The following is an 18096-nucleotide window of genomic DNA, read 5'->3' as shown; positions in this document are numbered from 1 at the left end:
GACTCACTCATTCCGCGTCGGCGGCCCGCCCCGCCCCGAGCCGTCCGACTCCGCCCACCGCCCGACGAGCCGCCCGGCCGCCCAGTAACAGCCGGCGTCGAGGACGACCGACAGGGCACCGATGACGCCGCCGACGACGCTCGCGGCCGCGACGCCGATGAGCGCGATGAGCGCCAGCGCGACGAGTGGCGCGCCGTTCAGCACCGCGCCGACGAGGACGACGCCGAGGAGGAACGCCGCCCCGATGAGCGCGCCCGCCGCGAACCCGCGAAGGACGAGTCGCCACAGGCCGCGGAGCCCGGTTCGCAGGTCGGCCAGCCCGCCGTCCGCCAGCGCCCACCGGGTCGCGGCCGCGGTGAGGAGCCACAGGTACGCGAAGACGGCGACGCCCGGAAGCGTCCCGAAGTTGGCGAGTTCGCCTTCGAGCGCGCCGCTCGCGTGGGCCGTGAGGAGTCCGACGAGGCTCAGCGCGACGAGGTTGAACGACGAGACGACCCACGCCTCGAAGCGCCCCCGCTCCCCGACGCCGCCGGCGGCCTCACCCATGCGCCAGCACCTCCGCGAGCGCGACGAGGACGAGGAGCGCGGCGGCGGTCGCGCCGTAGCTCTTGGCGAGAAGCGAGCGCCCCGAACCAGTCGGGCCGCTCCGCCGGAGCCTGAACACGACGAGCGTCCGAACGAACGACCCGAGGACGAACGCGGTCACCGCGAGGAGCTTCGCGGTCAGGAGCGACCCCCAGCGTCCGGAGGGTCCGGGCGGGCCGAGCGCGCCGAGGTTGCCGACGCCGGTGACGACCATCGCACCCATCGCCGCCCAGAAAACCAACTCGTAGAGGGCTGCGAACGGGGTCTGGTCGCCGCCAGAGGCGGTCGAGCCGCCGGCGTCCGCGCGTCCGGGACCGCCGGCTCTGAGCGTCGCCCACGCGAACGCCGCGCCGCCGAAGACGAGCGCCATTCCGACGACGTGGACGAATCTGACGAGGAGGGTGGTCGCGGCCGACATACGCGAGAGTCGTTCACGCACTGACAAATAGCTCCGGGCCGCGGGAGCGGTCAGGCGGCGGGCCACCTTCCGAACCGCGGCCGCAAGCGAATCTTTTTGCGCCGCCCGCGCCGCCTCTCGGTATGGTCTCGGAGATTTTCGACCCCGACCGCTGGGAGCCCGTCCCGGGGTCCGACGAGTTCGACGACATCACCTACCACCGCGCCGTCGACGTGCCGGCGGTCCGCATCGCGTTCGACCGCCCCGAGGTCCGGAACGCCTTCCGGCCCGGCACCGTGGACGAACTCTACGCCGCGCTCGACGACGCCAGAAAGCGCGCGAACGTCGGGTGCGTCCTCCTGACGGGCAACGGCCCCTCCGAGAAAGACGGCGGCTGGGCGTTCTGTTCCGGCGGCGACCAGTCGGTCCGCGGCGGCTCGGGCTACGAGTACCGCGACGACGACGAGGCCGACGCCGCCGACGACCCGCTCGTCCGCGAGGCGAAGGCCGGTCGCCTGCACATCCTCGAAGTCCAGCGGCTCATCCGCTTCATGCCCAAGCCCGTCGTCGCCGTCGTTCCCGGATGGGCCGTCGGCGGCGGCCACTCCCTGCACGTCGTCTGCGACATGACGCTCGCCTCCGAGGAGCACGCGAAGTTCCTCCAGACCGACCCCGATGTGGCCTCCTTCGACGGTGGCTTCGGCTCCGCGTACCTCGCCAAGCAGGTCGGCCAGAAGAAGGCCCGCGAGGTGTTCTTCATGGGGAAGACCTACTCCGCCGAGGAGGCCGTCGACATGGGGATGGCGAACGAGGCGATTCCCCACGAGGACCTCGAAGACGTGGCGCTGGAGTGGGCCGACGAGATGACGAAGAAGTCCCCGACGGCCATGCGGATGCTCAAGTACGCCTTCAACATGACCGACGACGGCATGGTCGGCCAGCAGGTGTTCGCCGGCGAGGCGACCCGACTCGCCTACATGACCGAGGAGGCACAGGAGGGCCGCGACGCCTTCCTCGAAAAGCGCGAACCCCGATTCCGCGACTACCCGTGGCACTACTGAGGCGCTGACGCCGCCGGCGGCGGACCGACCTCCCGTCGAAGCGCCGAAACACGTCGCTCCGCCACTGTTTAGGCACGCCGAAAAATAGCAACGCTCTTGTGCGTTTAGGGTAGCCTAAATCCTATGGACGACAACTCCACCGGGAACGACGGACTCACGCGACGCAGTTACATTCGGTACGGCGGCACGGCGCTCGGGGCCGGGATGCTCGCCGGCTGTACGTCGGACTCGTCGGGAAGCGACGAGACGACCGCCGCGGCCGAGACGACGACCGAGGCGGCCGCCGAGACCACCACCGCGGCCGACACCGAGACGGAGACCGACACGGCCGAGGCGGCCGACTCGTACTCGGTGACGATGGAGCCGATGGGCGAGGTCACGTTCGACTCGGTTCCCGAGTCGTGGGCCGCCTACGACGGCGGCTACGCGGACATGGCCGTCGCGCTCGGCGTCGGCGACGGGGTGACCGGCGTCGGCGGCGCGGGTCGGTACTACACCTACGTCTACGACGAACTCCCCGGCGTGAGCGTCGACCGCGAGCAAATCGAGGCGTACCCCGAGGTCAGGACGAAAGAGGAGTTCTACGAACTCGACAACGACGTCCACCTCTACGACCCGAACATGCTCATCAACTGGTTCGACTGGGACCAAGCGGACGTAGACGAAATCGCGGAGAACGTCGCCCCGTTCGTCGGCAACCTCATCTTCCGGCGGTCGGACGGCTGGCACGACTACCGCTACTACACGCTCTACGAGGCGTTCGAGAAGGTCGCCCAAGTGTTCCAGCGCGAGGACCGCTACGAGGCGTTCGCGGCGCTCCACGACGAGTTCATCGCGGACATACAGTCGCGGCTGCCGCCGGCGGACGAGCGCCCGAACGTCTTTCTCACCTACGAGGGGACGACCGAGCCCTCGACGTTCTCGCCGTACCGCCTCAACGACAAGGGCACGAGCAAAAAGCAGTGGAACGACCTCGGCGTCACCGACGCGCTCACCGGGACCGACATCGAGAACCTCAGCACGACCAACCGCGGCGAACTCGACTACGAGAACCTCCTCGAAGTCGACCCCGACGTGATTCTCATCCGCGGCCACGAGCGCAAGACGGCCGCGGAGTTCCGCGACACCGTCCTCGCGTACATGGAAGACCACCCCGTCGGCGGCGAGTTGACGGCCGTCCAGAACGGCCGAGTCTACCGCGGCGGCTACCTCAATCAGGGCCCGATTCACAACCTGTTCTTGACCGAGCGCGCCGCGAAGCAGCTGTTCCCCGACGAGTTCGGCGAGGTGACGGGCGACGCGGAACTGTTCGACCGCCAGCGCGTCGCGGACATCGTCAACGGGGAGTTCTGAGATGGCGGACGCCGGGCGCTCCGAGAAGGCGGAGACCGCGACGGAGCCGCAAGCGGCGGCGTTCGACTACGACGTGGCCATCGTCGGCGGCGGGCCGACGGGCTGCTCGGCGGGGGTCTTCACCGGCCGGTACGGCCTCGACACCGTCGTCTTCGACCGCGGCCGGTCGTCGCTCCAGCGCTGCGCGTATCTGGAGAACTACCTCGGCTTCCCCGGCGGCGTCGACATCGAGACGTTCTACGGACTCATCCACGACCACGCCGAGGCGGCCGGCTGCGACCTCGTTTCGGAGCTCGTCGAGGCGGTCGAACCGGCCGGTGGCGACGGGGGCGACCCGGACGCCACCCGCCCCGGCTTCGCGGTCACGACGCAAAGCGGCGAAACCGTCACCGCGAGGCGGGTCGTTTCGGCCGCCCGCTACGGCGGCGACTTCCTCGAACCGCTCGGCGACGACGATATGTTCGTCACCTACGAGCACGACGGCGAGACGCGGACGAAGTTCGACCGCGACTACGCCGACATCGAGGGCCGGACCGTAATCGACGGCCTGTACGTCGCCGCGCCGGTGAGCGAGGTCAACCTTCAGGCCATCATGTCGGCCGGACAGGGCGCGCGCGTCGGGCGGTCGGTCATCACCGACCACCGCCTCGAACAGGGCTATCCCGAGGACCTCGCGCGCCACTGGGACTGGATACGCCCCGAAGCGGAACTCGCGGACGACGCGGCCGCCCGCGACGACTGGCGCGAGCGGTTCGACAGCCGGGTTCCCGACGACTGCGACCTCTCCGAAGAGCGACTCCGCGAACTCCGCGAGGCCGACGTGGAGCGCCAACGCGAGATGTACGTCTCCGAGGAGGTGGTCGAAGCGCGCGCTGAACGGGGCCGCGAGCGGCTCGCCGCCCGTCTCGGCTTCGACGCCCGGTCCGCCTCTGATTCCGAGTCCGACGCCGGTCCCGAGTAGCGGGGTGCTCCCCAATCCCCGTCGGCCGACAGCGATGACCACGTCGTCGCCGACGCGGGACGCGAGTGCCGCGTCGGAGCCGGCGCGACCGCCGAGCGACCGTGTTCTCCCACTCACCGCCTCGGCGTCGCGCGCTTTCGGATAGGAACTTACTCACTGCTCCGGCACTCGTATGCAGACCATGAGCACGCAGGACATCTCTCGCAGGCGGGCGTGGGTGATGGCGTCGCGGCCGCAGACGCTTCCGGCGGCCGCCGCGCCGGTCGTCGTCGGCACCGCGGTGGCCGTCCACGCCGACCTGTTCGCCCCGCTGCCCGCGCTCGCGGCGCTCGTGGGCGCGCTTCTCATCCAAGTCGGGACCAACTTCGCCAACGACTATTACGACGCGGTGCAGGGCGCTGACACCGAGGCTCGAGAGGGCTTCACTCGCGTCACCGCGGGCGGACTCATCCCGCCGTCCGCGGTCAAGCGCGCGATGTACCTCACCTTCGCCGCCGCCGTCCTCCTCGGCACCTATCTCGTCTACGTCGGCGGCGTGGCTATCCTCGTCATCGGCCTGCTCTCCGTCGCCTCGGGCATCGCCTACACCGGCGGCCCGTACCCCCTCGGCTACCACGGTCTGGGCGACCTGTTCGTCTTCGTCTTCTTCGGCCTCGTCGCCGTCGTCGGCACGTTCTACGTGCAGGCCGCGAGCGTCCTCGCCGCCCCGCTTTCCGTCGGAATTCCGGCGGGAACCGTCACGCTCGTCGCCGTCCTCGCCAGCCTCCCCATCGCCGCCATCTCCACGAACATCCTCGTCGTGAACAACGTCCGCGACAAGGAGGAAGACGCGACCACGGGCAAGCGGACGCTCGCGGTCCGGTTCGGCTACGGCTTCGCCCGCGCCGAGTACGTCACCATGCTCGCGCTCGCCTACGCCGTCCCCGTCTATCTCTGGACCCGCGCCGGCTTCGACTGGTACGTCCTGTTGCCCGTGTTCTCGATGCCCGTCGCGGCCCGAATCGCACGGACCGTCGTGACCGAGACGAAAGGCGAGAAGCTCAACCCCGCGCTCGAAGACACGGGGAAACTCCTCGCGCTCTACGCCGTCCTCTTTTCGGTCGGCCTCGTGCTCGCGTGACGATGCGCGTCCGCGAGTTCGCCGTCGACCTCGAAACGCCGCTTTCGACCGCCAAGGGCGACATCGAGCGCCGCGAGGGACTTCTCGTCGCGGTCGATGCCGCGGGCGAGACGGGCGTCGGCGAGGCGACGCCGCTTCCGGGCTGGACCGAGTCGCTCGAAGACTGCCGCGACGCGCTCGCCGGTCTCACGGAAGGCGATGCCGAGGGGGCTGTCGCGGGCGACCCCAAATCGGCGCTCGAAGACGGGGCGCTCGCGGACGCGCCCGCCGCGAGACACGCCGTCTCGCTCGCCGTCGCTGACGCCCGCGCTCGCGCCGCCGGCCGGCCGCTCGCCGCGGCCCTCGCCACCGACCCGCACACCTCGCTTCCGGTGAACGCGACCCTCGGCGACGACGACCCCGAGGCGACCGTCGAAGCCGCCGAAACCGCCGTCGCATCCGGGTACGACTGCCTCAAACTGAAGGTCGGCGCGCGGGACCCGGTCGACGACGTGGTGCGCCTCCGGGCGGTCCGCGAGGCGGTCGGCCCCGACGTGGCGCTCCGGGCCGACGCGAACGCCGCGTGGGACCGCTGGACCGCCGACCGCTTTCTGAACTCGGTCGAGGAACTCGGCCTCGCCCTCGACTACCTCGAACAGCCGCTTCCGGCCGACGAACTCGACGGCCACGCCGTCCTCCGACGGCTCCACGACACGCCTATCGCGCTCGACGAGTCGCTTTCGGCGGTCCCGGCGGGGCGGGCGCTCGCCTCGAACGCGGCGGACGTGCTCGTCTGCAAGCCGATGGCGCTCGGCGGCCCGGACCGCGTCCGCGACCTCGCGGCTCGCGCCCGCGACGCCGGCGTCGAAACCGTCGTCACGACCACCATCGACGCCGTCGTCGCCCGACTCGGCGCGCTCCACGTCGCGGCGTCGCTCCCCGGCGACCGGGCCCACGGGCTGGCGACCGCCTCGCTCCTCGACGCCGACCTCGCGGCCGACCCGGCACCCGTGTGCGACGGCCGGATGCGCGTCCCCGAGGGTCCGGGCCTCGGTATCGACGTGTCTGCGGTGTTCTCCTGAGCCGGTCGGCAACGATTCAACTCTCCACGGTCCAAACGTTTTTCACGATTCTGCACGTCGAACCGGGGGATGACCGAGGTCGAACTCGACTCCGACGCGGTACGGCTCTCGCTCGACGACGGCGTGGCGACGGTGACGCTGGACGCCCCGGCGGTTCGGAACGCGCTGACGGTCGAGGTGACAGCGGGCGTGCGCGAGGCGCTGGACTCGCTTCCCGACGCGGCGCGCTGCGTCGTCGTCCGCGGGAGCGACGACGCGGGCGCGTTCTGCGCCGGCGGCGACGTGAACGCTATGCTGGAACTCCAGGCCGACGCGATGACGCTCCCCGAGGCGGTCGACCACGTCGTCCGCGACACCGCCGACTGCGTGCGCCGCGTCTACGAGTGCGACCTACCGACGGTCGCGGCCATCGACGGCCCGGCCGTGGGCGCGGGGGCTGCGCTCGCCATCGCTTGTGACCTCCAACTCCTCCGCGACGACGCCGCCGTCAGCTTCGGCTTCCGTCGGGTCGGCCTCGCGGTCGACTCGGGGGTGTCGTATCTCCTTCCCCGACTCGTCGGGCGCAACGTGGCGTTGGAACTCGTCTACACTGGCGAGGAACTCGGTCCCGAGCGGGCGCTGGAACTCGGCGTCGTGAACTGTGTCGCCGGCGCGGACGAGTTTGAGTCCGAACTCGCCGCCCTCACGGAACGTATCGCCGGCGGCCCGACGACGGCGCTCACCGCCTCGAAGCGCCTGCTGCGCCGCCCCGACGACTCCATCGAGGCGGCCATCGAACACGAGGCGTCGGCGCAGGCGGTAATGTTCGAGACCGACGACCACGCCGAGGGCGTAGAGTCGTTCACGAGTCGGCGGGAACCGGAGTTCGAGGGGACGTAGCCGGGCCGTCGGGCGACCGCCACGGGCCGGCTTCGGGTTCGATGCATACTTGTCGCCACCCGGCGACGCCGGGAGTATGGTCACCGTCACCGTCTGGAACGAGTACCGACACGAAAAAGAAGACGACGAGGTCGCCGCGGTCTACCCCGACGGCATCCACGCGACGATTGCCGAAGGACTCCGCGAGGCCGGCTACGACGTGCAGACGGCCACGCTGGACGAACCCGAACACGGGCTCACCGAGTCGGTCCTCGACGACACCGACGTGCTGGCGTGGTGGGGCCACAAGGCCCACGACGAGGTCGACGACGACATCGTCGACCGCGTGGTCGACCGCGTCCGCGGCGGGATGGGACTGCTGGTGCTCCACTCGGGGCATTACTCCAAGCCGTTCAAGCGCCTGATGGGGACGACCTGCTCGCTGAAGTGGCGCGAGTCGGGCGAGACAGAGCGCGTCTGGGTCGTCGAGCCGGGCCACCCCATCGCAGACGGGCTTCCCGAGTCGTTCGAGGTCCCCCGCGCCGAGATGTACGGCGAGCGGTTCGACATCCCCGCGCCGGACGAACTCGTGTTCACGTCGTGGTTCGAGGGCGGCGAGGTGTTCCGCTCGGGCTGTTGTTACACCCGCGGCAAGGGCCGCGTCTTCTACTTCCGGCCGGGCCACGAGACCTACCCAATCTACGAGCAGGAGGAGGTTCGGACCGTCCTCGACAACGCCGTCGCGTGGGCGGCCCCCGGCGACGGGCCGGACCCGTACTTCGGCAACGCGGAGCCCATCGAAGACCTCGACTGAGACGGGGGTGGACCCAGCGGGACCGTCCGGAGCGCCGACTATGATAAGTGGGTGCGGTCCGGAAAACGTCCATGGCACAACCGACGAGCGGGCAGCGGCGACTCATGTTCGCGCTGTTCGCGTTCGCGACGCTCGTCTTCCTCCTCGGCATCGTCGTCATCGGCTACCTCGCCGGCGCGTTCTGAAATCGGTCGGAGGCGACCGCCCAATCGCCCGGTCGCCGCGCCGGTGAGCCCCGCCCTCAGCGGGTCGCGTCGTCGGGGTGGTAGGTCTTCCCGCGCGACCCGTCGGCGGTCATCCGGCGGAGCGTCGCGGCGGCGTTGCTCGCGTCGTAGCCGAACAGCACGTCCTTCGCGTACTCGTCTGCGACCTCGATGGCGTGGATGAGGTCGTCCACGTCAACGTTCACGGCGTACAGTTCGAGCGAGAAGTCGGCGTCGTAGGGGTCCAGAAGCGAGACGAAGCCGCGGGCGATGGTTTCGAGCCAGTAGGTCGTCCCGTAGTTGGTGTCGTACAGCGGGACGACGAACTCGTCGACGTACTCCGAAAGCGCCTCGATGTCGAGGCCGGCGCGGCGGTAGAGGTGGCCCGGATAGGGGTCGGGGTACAGCGTGAGATACAGGCGGCCGGGGACGCGCTCGGCGGCGTCGGCGACGAAGTCGGTGATGACCTCGGCGCGCCACTCGAACCACGCGTCCTCGTCGTCGGCGTCGCGGTCGCGGTCGGCGGCCCAGGCCTCGAACTGCGAGGTACAGCGGTCACACCGGCAGTACTCGTCGCGGGGAAAGCCCACGTCGTCGAGGCGCACGTCGCCGTTCTCCGCGGCGGCGTCCGCGACGATTTCGAGCAGGCCGGCGCGGTACTTCTCGTTCGTCGGGCAGATGTACGCCCAGTCGAAGTACGTGCGGTCGCGCGTCGCCGGGTTTCCCTCGCCGTCGACGGGGACCAACTCGGGGTTCTCGTTGGCGGCGGCGTTGTCACCGAAACACGAAATCATGTTGACGGCGTTCGAAAGCGGTTCGGCCGCCCGGCCGGTGACGTCTTTGACCTCGTAGAACCCGCGGTCGAACTCCGGCCAGTCGACTTCCTCCTCGTTGCGCGTGACGACCCCGTACATGGCTTCGCCTTCGCGCGGGCGTCGGGTAAGTCGTTCGCTCTCGGGCGTGTGGGCCGCTCCGGCGCGGCCGCTGGACGGGCGGGAGTGGGGCTGACTCGGTCGGTGGCGACCGAGCGCCGAAAAGCGGTTACTCTTCGATTTCGACTTCGACGGTCTCTCCGCTGCCGGAGAACACGGTGTAGAGGACCGCGACGAGCGCCAGTACCAGGACCAGTTTGGCCTTCTTGGACATACCGAGGACTTCGACCGCACCGCACTAAGTGATTACGACACCGGGGCGTTCGCGGACGCCGACGGGAAACTGGATACACGTTTCCTACTGGCGTTGATTAAGTGACGATAGTCACAGAAACGTTATAGTATCTGAGACCATCCTGTCGGTCGTTCAGTTCGTTCCCTTCCGCCCGATGCCATCCGATTCCTCGATTCGCGTCCTCTCCGCCGACGGCGACCGCGCGATTTCCCGCGCCGTCCAGCGGGCGGTCTCGGACGCCGTCGTCGACTCGGCCGCGACGCTCGCCGCCGCCCGTCGCGCCCTCGACGGCGACGCGTACGACTGTCTCGTCCTCGGCGCAGGATTCTCCGACGGCGACGGCGTCTCGCTGCTCCGCGAGGTTCGCGCGACCGACGACGACCTCCCGGTGGTCGTCCTCGCGTCCGGCGACGCCGACCACGCCGTGACGGAACTGGTCGATTTGGGTATCGACGCCTACCTCGACCGTGGGGCGGTCCTTCGGAGGGCGGCGCGCGCCGACGGCGACGACAGCGACGATAGCGACAGCGACACCCCCGCGGGCGCGTCTCCTGACGACGCACTCGGGCCGCGCGTCCGGCGACTCGCCTGCGAACACCGCAAGGCGCGGGTCGCCATCGACGCGCTCAATGGGGACCCCCCGGCCGACGCGAGTTGGTTCATCGAGGACGCGCTCGACGCGCTCGACGACGTGTTCTACGTCTACGACGGCGAGGGACACCTCGTCTCGTGGAACGAGCGGCTCTCGGAGCTCACCGGCCTAACGGACGCCGACCTCGCCGGGATGTCGGCCGACGCGTTCTTCCACGAGGCCGACCGCCCGGCGGTCAAACGCGCCGTCGAGGAGGCCATCCGAACGGGGACGACGGTCGTCGAAGCGCGGTTGCCGACCGACGGCGGCATGCTGTTGTTCCAACTCACCGGCCGTCGGCTCACGAAACCGAACGGCGAGGTCGTCGGCTTCTGCGGCGTCGGGCGCGATATCACGACCCACCGGCAGCACGAAGAACAGCTCGCACAGCAAAACGAGCGACTGGGCGAGTTCGCGCGAGTTCTCTCGCACGACCTGCGAAACCCGCTTTCCGTCGCAATCGGCTTTCTCGACCTCGAACGAGAGACCAACGACTCCGAACATCTCGAACGGGTCGCGACCTCGTTGACCCGCATCAGCGACATCGTCAACGACGTGTTGACCGCGGCCCGCCGCGGAACGGCGGTCGTCGAGTTCACGCCCGTCGCCGTCGAGGCGGTCGCCCGCCGCGCGTGGGACACGGTCGAGACGGGCGACGCGACGCTCGTCGTCGAGTCGACCGCGACGATTCACGCAGACCCCGGCCGGCTCCAGCGGCTGTTCGAGAACCTGTTTCGGAACTCGGTCGAACACGGTTCCGCGGGCGGTCGGGGCTCGCCGCTGACCGTTCGCGTCACCGCATCGGCCGCCGACGAGACGTTCGCGGTCGAAGACGACGGGACCGGCATCGACGCCGCCATCGTCACGCGGGTGTTCGAACGCGGCTTTACCACCTCGGCCGAGGGGACGGGCTTCGGCCTCGATATCGTCCGGTCGCTGGCGGAGGCCCACGGCTGGTCGGTCTCCGTCGGGTCGGCGGCGACAGGCGGCGCGAGATTCGAGTTCGCGGGCGTCGAGTTCGCGGGCGTCGAGCCCGCCGGCGAGGGCCACCGCTGTCCGGCGAGCGCCGCGGGAAAAAGCGGGTCGGACGACTCCTAACGCGGTCAGTTCACGTCGAGGTTGGCCGCGACTTCGTCCTCGCGGACGATGGTCTCGCAGTAGTCGCAGCGCACGCCGTCCGAGAGGACCGTAAAGCGGGACTGAATGGGCTCGTCGGCGTTCGAGATGCAGTTTCTGTTCGGACACGAGATGATGCTCGCGACGGCGTCGGGGCGGACGACCCGGTTCTTCTCGACCACGTCGTAGTCGCGGACGATGTTGATGCTCGCGGCGGGCGCGATGAGCGACAGCACGTCCACCTCGGACTGGCTCAGTTCGCGGCCCTCGACCTTCACGATGTCCTTGCGGCCGAGGCGGTCGGAGGGGACGTTCATCCCGACCGAGACCGCCTCCCCGCTGGTGCCGTCGATGCCGAGGATGGCGAGGACGTTGAGCGCCTGCCCCGCGGCGACGTGGTCGATGACGGTGCCGTTTTGAATCTTCGAGACGCGGAGTTGGTGGTCGTCAGTCATCGTTTTGGGAGAGGAGGATGTCCAACAGCGCCATCCGGACCGGAATGCCGTTGTGGGCCTGTTCGAAGTACGTCGCGTGGCTGGTGTCGTCGATGTCCGGCGAAATCTCGTCCACGCGAGGCAGCGGGTGCATGATAGTGAGGTCGTCGGCCGCCGCCTCCAGCGTCTCCGAGTCGATTTGGTACTGTCCCGCGACCTTGCGGTACTCGTTTTCGTCGGGGAAGCGCTCGCGCTGGATGCGCGTCACGTAGAGCACGTCGAGTTCGGGGAGCACCTCGTCGAGTTCGGTGTGTTCTCTGACCTGCGCGCCCGAGGCGTGGAGGTCGTAGCGGACGTTCCGGGGGAGTCGCAGGCTCTCAGGGCTGATGAAGTGCTGGCTGGCGTCGAAGTTCGTCAGCGCCTCGGCCAGCGAGTGGACCGTCCGCCCGTACTTCAGGTCGCCCATGATGCCGATGGTGAGGTCGTCGAGGCCGGCGTTCTCCCGGATGGTGTAGAGGTCCAGCAGGGTCTGGCTCGGGTGCTGGCCCGCGCCGTCGCCCGCGTTGACGAGCGGCACGTCGACGAACTCGGCGGCCATCGTGGCCGCACCCTCGCTCGGGTGGCGGAGGACGAGCGCGTCGGCGTAGCCCTCGACCACGCGGACGGTGTCGGCGAGCGTCTCGCCCTTCTTGACCGACGACGACTCGACCGGTCCCATATCGACGGTCTGGCCGCCGAGGCGTTTCATCGCGGAGTCGAAGCTCATCCGAGTTCGCGTGCTCGGCTCGAAGAAACAGAGCCCGAGAACCTTTCCGGCGTGTCGTTGCCGGAACGCGGCCGGGTCGTCGTCGATGTCGGCCGCGCGGTCGAGCACCGCCTCGATGTCCTCCCGCGAGAGGTGCGACGCGGAGATGAGGTGGTCCTGACGCATCGATGAATGACGCGACCTACACCGACTTGAATCCCCCGGCATCGGACGCTTCGAGTGATATTCACCACCATGCACAGAATCGGCAGCGTCTGCGACCGCGCCGGCGGTCGCGGCGGACACAGAAGCGGGGCGAACCGGTCAAAAACGAGGCGACGAGGCGGCAGAGCGAAACGCCGAGGCGGCAGGACGAAAACGCCGAGACGACGACCGGCTCCGACGCTACGGCCAGTTGCCGGCGGAGTCGTAGGAGTCCACGACGCGCCGGATGGCGACGACGTAGGCCGCGGTACGGAAGTTCGGCAGGTCGTGGCTCTCGTAGGCGTCGACGAGTTCCTCGAAGGCATCGACGATGACGCGCTCCAGTTCGTCGTTGACGCGCTGTTCGGTCCAGTAGAACCGCTGGCGGTTCTGGACCCACTCGAAGTACGAGACGGTGACGCCGCCGGCGTTGGCGAGGATGTCGGGGAAGACGTGGACCTCGCGCTCGGTGAGCACGTCGTCGGCGTCGGGCGTGAGCGGGCCGTTGGCGGCCTCGACGATGACGTCCGCCTTCACGTCGTGGGCGAGTTCGCCGTCGATGGCGTTCTCCAGCGCGGCGGGGACGAGCAGGTCCACGTCGAGGGTGAGCAGCTCTTCGTTGGTGATGGCCTCCGTGCCCTCGTAGTCCGAGACGGTGCCCGTCTCGTTTTTGAACTCCTTGACCGCGCGGGTGTCGAGGCCATCGGCGTCGTAGATGCCGCCGGAGGAGTCGGAGACGGCGACGACCGTCGCGCCGAGGTCCTCGATGAGCCTCGCGGCGATGGAGCCGGCGTTCCCGTAGCCCTGGACGGCGACGGTCGCGCCCTCGATGTCGCGGCCGAGGTAGTCGAACGCCTCGCGGGCGGTGAGCATCGTCGAGCGGCCCGTCGCCTCGACGCGGCCCTCGCTCCCGCCGTTCGAGAGCGCCTTGCCGGTGATGACCCCCGGTGCGGTGGTGTTTTCGAGGGTCTCGTAGGTGTCCTTAATCCAGTTCATCTCGCGCTGGCCGGTGTTCACGTCGGGCGCGGGGATGTCGCGGCTCTCGCCGATGAGGGGGCGAAGCTCTTTGGCGAACGACCGGGTGATGCGTTCGAGTTCGGATTCGGAGTACGCCTTGGGGTCGATGACGATACCGCCCTTGCCGCCGCCGTAGGGAATGTCGACGACGGCGCACTTGTACACCATCCACCCGGAAAGCGCCTTCACCTCGTCTCGGCTGACGTTCGGGTGGTAGCGAATCCCGCCTTTGTACGGGCCGCGGTCGCCGTTGAACTGCGACCGGTAGGCGCGAAACAGCTCGATGTCCCCGTCGTCCATCTCGACGGCGAGGTTCGTTTCGAGGACTCGTTCGGGGTTCTTCAGCCGCTCGATAACGTCGTCGCGCACGTCGAGGTAGGTGGCCGCGTCGTCGATTTGCTCCTGCAGACTCTCGAAGGGATTCGCCTCTTGTGCCATGCCCTAATACGGTCAGGGCATCCGGTTAAGCGTAGCGGGGATTGTAGCATACCACACTATTGATACACATACCCCTTGCTAAAATGTGGCAGTCGTCGGGAGTTCGGCCGGGTCGGTCTCGCGCCGGCGCGTCGGTCCGGGTGCGCTCAGTACGACTCGCCGGCGCGGTCGAGAATGTTCTCGGCCTGTTTGACGAGCGGGGCGTCTATCATCTCGCCGTCGACGCCGAAGACGCCCCGGCCCTCCCTCGCGGCCTCGTCACGGGCGCGGAGCACCTTCTTCGCCCACGCCACGTCCTCGTCGTCGGGGGAGAACGCCTCGTTGATGACGGGGACCTGCGCGGGGTGGATGGCGAGTTTCCCGTCGTAGCCGAGCCGCCGGCCGAACGCGGCGTCCTCGCGGAGTTCCGCTTCGTCCCGATAATCGACGTGGAGCGTGTCGATGGCGTCGACGCCGGCGGCCGCGGCCGCGACGACGACGCGCTCGCGGGCGTACAGCACCTCGGTCCCGTCGTCGGTCCGGGTCGCACCCACGTCGGCGGCGAAGTCCTCCGCGCCGAAGACGACCGCGGCGGCGTCGGGCGCGGCGGCAACCTCGGGGGCGGTGAGGACGCCCGCCGCGCTCTCGACGATGGCGATAACGGGGCAGTCCGCGCCGACCTCGCGAGCCGCGCCGGCGACGCTCGTCACGTCGTCGGCGCTCGTGGCCTTCGGGACGACGAGCGAATCAGGCGGGTGGGCGGCGCAGACGGCGGCGATGTCGTCGCGGCCGGCGTCGCCGGGGTTGACGCGGACCGCGACTTCGGCGTCGGGGTCGAACTCGGGGTCCGAGAGGACCGAAGCGACCGCCTCCCGAGCCTCGGCTTTCCTGTCGGGCGAGACGGCGTCTTCGAGGTCGAAGACGAGCACGTCAGCGCCCGCGCCGGGGGCTTTCCGCAGCAGTTCGGGTCGGTCGCCGGGGGAAAACAGGACGCTTCGTCGGGGCATGGTGTGTGTATCGAGGGGGGCGGTGAAATATCGACGCGTCACCGGCCCGGCTCAGGGCCAGAGGCCGCGGTGTTCGTGGGCCTCGGAGACGCGTTCGAGCGCGACCATGTAGGCGGCGTCGCGCCACGTCACGTCGTGTTCTTCGACGCGCTCGCGGACGGCGGTCCACGCGCGGAGCATCTCGGTCTCCAGTTCGTCGTGGACGCGTTCGAGCGACCACGAGCGGTGGTTGAGGTCCTGCAACCACTCGAAGTACGAGACGGTGACGCCGCCGGCGTTGGCGAGGATGTCGGGGACGACCGGAAGCTCGCGCGCCTCGAAGATTTCGTCCGCGGCCGACGTGGTCGGGCCGTTCGCACCCTCGACGACGAGGTCAGCCCGCACGTCGTCGGCGTTCTCGGCGGTCAGGACGTTGCCGACGGCCGCCGGGATGAGCACGTCCACGTCGAGTTCGAGCAGTTCCTCGTTCGAGAGCTTCCGCGGCGCGTCGTACTTCATGACCGCCTCGGGCTCTTCCTCGTGGGTCGGCACGTCGTGCGTGTCGAGGCCGTCGGGGTCGTAGATGGCCCCGTTCACGTCGGAGACGGCGACGACCGTCGCGCCCTCGTCGTCGAGGAGTCGCGCGGCGGGCGCGCCGACCGAGCCGAAGCCTTGGACGGCGACGGTCGTGTCTTCGATGTCCCAGCCGAGGTCGTCGATGGCCTCGCGGGCGATGATGGCGACCGAGCGGCCGGGCGCGGTGTCGCGGCCCTCGCTCCCGCCGACGACCGGCGGCTTGCCCGTCACGACGCCCGCCTTCGTCTCGCCTTCCTGCATCGAGTAGGCGTCCATGAACCACGCCATCGTCTGGGCGTCGGTTCCCATGTCGGGCGCGGGGATGTCTTTCGTTGGACCGATGAAGGGGCGAAGCTCCTCTGCGAACCGGCGGGTGAGCCGCTCTTTCTCGTCGGTCGAGAGGTCCTTGGGGTCGACGACGACGCCGCCTTTGCCGCCGCCGAACGGGAGGTCCATCACGGCGCACTTCCACGTCATCCACATCGAGAGGCCGATGCACTCGGCTTCGGTCACGTCGGGATGGAACCGGAGGCCGCCCTTGTACGGGCCGCGGACGCTGTCGTGCTGGGCGCGGTAGCCGGTGTAGACGGCGGTCGAGCCGTCGTCGCGTTCGAGGGGCACCGAGACGCGGTGGACCTGATTCGGGTGTCGGAGCCGCTCGATGACGCCGGGGTCGACGTCGAGGTGCGCCGCCGCGCGTTCGAGCTGTCGGCGGGCCGTCTCGAGGGCTGTCTCTTCGGTCGGTTCGTCGTCCGTCGCGGTGGATGGTGCTGCGGATGCCATGATTGTCGTGCCGGCCGAGCGCCGGCTGTGCCGGGGGACAGACGCGTCGTCCCGCGCCCGCAGTGACGGCCGAATCACCGACCGACCGGCCGACCGAATCAGCCGCCATCGGGCGCTTTCGCAATCCTCTATTGTGGATAATTATAATGGTTGTTATCTAGTTTTGTTCGGGGCAATAGTTGTCACACGAGACGGTCGACCGGCACGATTTTATCACGGTCTATCACACGCACCAGTATGACCGGTCTGTACTACGAGGAGTTCGAGGTCGGCCGGACCATCGAACACGAGAAGCGCCGCACCGTCTCGGAGTCGGACAACCAGCGCTTCTGCGACATGACGATGAACCAGCAGCCGCTCCACCTCGACGCCGAGTTCGCGGCCGACTCGCAGTTCGGCGAGCGACTGGTCAACGGCCTCTACACGATGAGCCTCGCGGTCGGGCTCTCGATTCCCGACACGACAGACGGGACCATCGTGGCGAACCTCGGCTACGACGACGTGTCCCACCCGAACCCGGTGTTCCACGGCGACACGCTCCGGGCGCAGACGACCGTCCTCGACAAGCGCGAGACCTCCGACGGCGAGCGCGGCGTGGTGACGATGAAAGTGGAAGTGTTCAACCAGGACGACGACCTCGTCTGCGAGTTCGAGCGGACGGCGCTGTCGCTGAAACGCGAGTTCGCCGCCGACGCCGACGACGTGGACGACGCGGACGACTGAGTCGGCGGCCCGTTCCGGCCTCCGCAACCCACCCGCACCGTTTTCTCCCCGGCGTCGCTAGGCCGGTCATGGATTTCGACGGCCTCTCCGCGCTGACCGCGTCGGTCGCTGACCGGGCCGCCGCGGTCGCCGCCCGCGCCCCCGACCCGACGACCGTCGCCCGGGTCGGCCTCGGCGCGATGGTGTTCGCCGCGGGCGTCCACAAGCTCCTGGACCCGCTTTCGTGGTCGGCCTACGTCGTTCCGTGGCTCGCGCCGCTGTTCGTCGTTTCGCCGGTGACGTTCATGCTCGCAAACGGCGTCCTCGAAGTCGGCTTCGGCGCGGCCATCGTCGCCGACCGCTACACCGCCCTCGCGAGCGCCGTCGCGGCCGTCTCGCTGTCGGTGACGTGTCTCTACCTCGCGGTCGTTTTCGTCGCAGAAGGTGGCCTGTTCGGCGACGTGCTCGCCCGCGACATCGGGTTGGCGGGGCTCGCGTGGGCCGTGCTTATCGACTCGCTCCGGCGGCCTACCCGAACACCGTGACGAGGATGAGCTGGGTGTTCATCAGCCCGGCGACGCCCCACGGGACGGCCACGCCGATTGGAATCGCCCCGCGGTAGCGACTCGGGAGGACGCGCCACGCGACGACCGCGACCGCGAGCACGACGAGTTTCAGCGAGATGAGCGCGCCCACCGGCCCGAGCGCGGGGATGAGCGCGAGGACGACGGGGTTCAGTTCGGCCAGCCCCCGGCCGAGGCCGTAGAGCGTCGTCAGCACGTCGAGGACGAACGCCAGCATCGTCACGGTCCAGAGGACGTGCTCGTCGCTCACCGCGTGTGCGAGTACCGCGCGGGGTGTTTCGGGGAGTGGGACTTCGTGGCTCATGGCTGGCTATCGGCAGG

At 69.2% G+C, this 18096-nt stretch carries 19 protein-coding genes; 10 read left to right on the top strand and 9 right to left on the bottom strand.

Annotation, left to right across the window (positions count from 1 at the left end; genetic code table 11):
- Window positions 1–3: 3 nt before the first annotated feature.
- A complete protein-coding gene (locus ACSR87_RS14910; protein ID WP_498530998.1) occupies window positions 4–546 on the bottom strand; it encodes a DUF7965 family protein in 543 nt (180 codons plus the stop codon).
- Window positions 539–1003 (bottom strand): hypothetical protein, encoded by a 465-nt coding sequence (locus ACSR87_RS14905; RefSeq protein ID WP_498530997.1) that lies wholly within the window; start codon window positions 1001–1003, stop codon window positions 539–541. Before ACSR87_RS14905 ends, ACSR87_RS14910 begins: the two co-directional genes overlap by 8 nt.
- Window positions 1004–1125: 122 nt before the next feature.
- Here ACSR87_RS14905 and ACSR87_RS14900 point away from each other — a divergent pair, with 122 nt between their 5' ends.
- The 7 genes from ACSR87_RS14900 to ACSR87_RS14870 all read left to right on the top strand — a co-directional run bounded on the left by ACSR87_RS14900 (window position 1126) and on the right by ACSR87_RS14870 (window position 8210).
- The gene (locus ACSR87_RS14900; RefSeq protein ID WP_008574226.1) at window positions 1126–2043 is read left to right on the top strand and encodes a 1,4-dihydroxy-2-naphthoyl-CoA synthase; all 918 of its coding nucleotides are present in this window, start codon (window positions 1126–1128) and stop codon (window positions 2041–2043) included.
- Window positions 2044–2166: 123 nt separating this feature from the next.
- Window positions 2167–3396: an ABC transporter substrate-binding protein gene (locus ACSR87_RS14895; protein ID WP_498530996.1), complete on the top strand. Its 1230-nt coding sequence runs from the start codon at window positions 2167–2169 to the stop codon at window positions 3394–3396.
- Between the two features lies 1 nt (window position 3397).
- Entirely contained in the window at window positions 3398–4357 is a 960-nt protein-coding gene (locus tag ACSR87_RS14890; protein WP_498530995.1) for an NAD(P)/FAD-dependent oxidoreductase, read from the top strand.
- Window positions 4358–4577: 220 nt separating this feature from the next.
- Window positions 4578–5477: a 1,4-dihydroxy-2-naphthoate polyprenyltransferase gene (locus ACSR87_RS14885; protein WP_498531077.1), complete on the top strand. Its 900-nt coding sequence runs from the start codon at window positions 4578–4580 to the stop codon at window positions 5475–5477.
- A 2-nt stretch (window positions 5478–5479) separates the two neighbouring features.
- Window positions 5480–6538, top strand: a complete 1059-nt coding sequence (gene menC / locus ACSR87_RS14880) for an o-succinylbenzoate synthase (RefSeq protein WP_498530994.1) — start codon at window positions 5480–5482, stop codon at window positions 6536–6538.
- Between the two features lie 69 nt (window positions 6539–6607).
- Window positions 6608–7417: an enoyl-CoA hydratase/isomerase family protein gene (locus ACSR87_RS14875; RefSeq protein ID WP_498530993.1), complete on the top strand. Its 810-nt coding sequence runs from the start codon at window positions 6608–6610 to the stop codon at window positions 7415–7417.
- Window positions 7418–7493: 76 nt separating this feature from the next.
- Window positions 7494–8210, top strand: coding sequence for a ThuA domain-containing protein (locus ACSR87_RS14870; protein WP_498530992.1), 717 nt, complete (start codon window positions 7494–7496; stop codon window positions 8208–8210).
- A gap of 241 nt (window positions 8211–8451) precedes the next feature.
- Here the strand turns inward: ACSR87_RS14870 and ACSR87_RS14865 are convergent, their stop codons facing one another.
- Window positions 8452–9327 (bottom strand): hypothetical protein, encoded by an 876-nt coding sequence (locus ACSR87_RS14865; RefSeq protein WP_498530991.1) that lies wholly within the window; start codon window positions 9325–9327, stop codon window positions 8452–8454.
- Between the two features lie 407 nt (window positions 9328–9734).
- Here ACSR87_RS14865 and ACSR87_RS14860 point away from each other — a divergent pair, with 407 nt between their 5' ends.
- Entirely contained in the window at window positions 9735–11309 is a 1575-nt protein-coding gene (locus ACSR87_RS14860) for an ATP-binding protein (protein WP_498530990.1), read from the top strand.
- Window positions 11310–11314: 5 nt separating this feature from the next.
- On the opposite strand, the gene pyrI is transcribed toward ACSR87_RS14860, so the two are convergent.
- The 5 genes from pyrI to gdhB form a co-directional block, all read right to left on the bottom strand.
- Entirely contained in the window at window positions 11315–11782 is a 468-nt protein-coding gene (gene pyrI / locus ACSR87_RS14855) for an aspartate carbamoyltransferase regulatory subunit (RefSeq protein ID WP_498530989.1), read from the bottom strand.
- Entirely contained in the window at window positions 11775–12692 is a 918-nt protein-coding gene (gene pyrB, locus ACSR87_RS14850; protein ID WP_498530988.1) for an aspartate carbamoyltransferase, read from the bottom strand. Before pyrB ends, pyrI begins: the two co-directional genes overlap by 8 nt.
- Window positions 12693–12911: 219 nt before the next feature.
- On the bottom strand, window positions 12912–14165 hold the full coding sequence (locus tag ACSR87_RS14845) for a Glu/Leu/Phe/Val family dehydrogenase (protein WP_498530987.1): 1254 nt from the start codon (window positions 14163–14165) through the stop codon (window positions 12912–12914).
- A gap of 146 nt (window positions 14166–14311) precedes the next feature.
- Complete coding sequence (locus ACSR87_RS14840; RefSeq protein ID WP_498530986.1) at window positions 14312–15151, bottom strand: HpcH/HpaI aldolase/citrate lyase family protein; 840 nt, start codon at window positions 15149–15151, stop codon at window positions 14312–14314.
- A gap of 51 nt (window positions 15152–15202) precedes the next feature.
- Window positions 15203–16489: a glutamate dehydrogenase GdhB gene (gdhB, locus tag ACSR87_RS14835; protein WP_498530985.1), complete on the bottom strand. Its 1287-nt coding sequence runs from the start codon at window positions 16487–16489 to the stop codon at window positions 15203–15205.
- A gap of 207 nt (window positions 16490–16696) precedes the next feature.
- On the opposite strand from gdhB, the gene ACSR87_RS14830 reads away from it, so the two are divergent.
- Both ACSR87_RS14830 and ACSR87_RS14825 read left to right on the top strand, forming a co-directional pair.
- Window positions 16697–17212, top strand: a complete 516-nt coding sequence (locus tag ACSR87_RS14830; protein ID WP_498531076.1) for a MaoC family dehydratase — start codon at window positions 16697–16699, stop codon at window positions 17210–17212.
- Window positions 17213–17280: 68 nt separating this feature from the next.
- Window positions 17281–17736: a DoxX family membrane protein gene (locus ACSR87_RS14825; protein WP_498530984.1), complete on the top strand. Its 456-nt coding sequence runs from the start codon at window positions 17281–17283 to the stop codon at window positions 17734–17736.
- On the opposite strand, the gene ACSR87_RS14820 is transcribed toward ACSR87_RS14825, so the two are convergent.
- Window positions 17720–18079 (bottom strand): DUF5658 family protein, encoded by a 360-nt coding sequence (locus tag ACSR87_RS14820; RefSeq protein ID WP_115878129.1) that lies wholly within the window; start codon window positions 18077–18079, stop codon window positions 17720–17722. The two genes, ACSR87_RS14825 and ACSR87_RS14820, sit on opposite strands and share 17 nt — an antisense overlap.
- Window positions 18080–18096: the final 17 nt, after the last annotated feature.

Source organism: Haloferax sp. SDI50, from assembly GCF_059802635.1.
The sequence above is the reverse complement of the archived record's forward strand: the minus strand, read 5'-3'. Positions and strand labels throughout refer to the sequence as shown.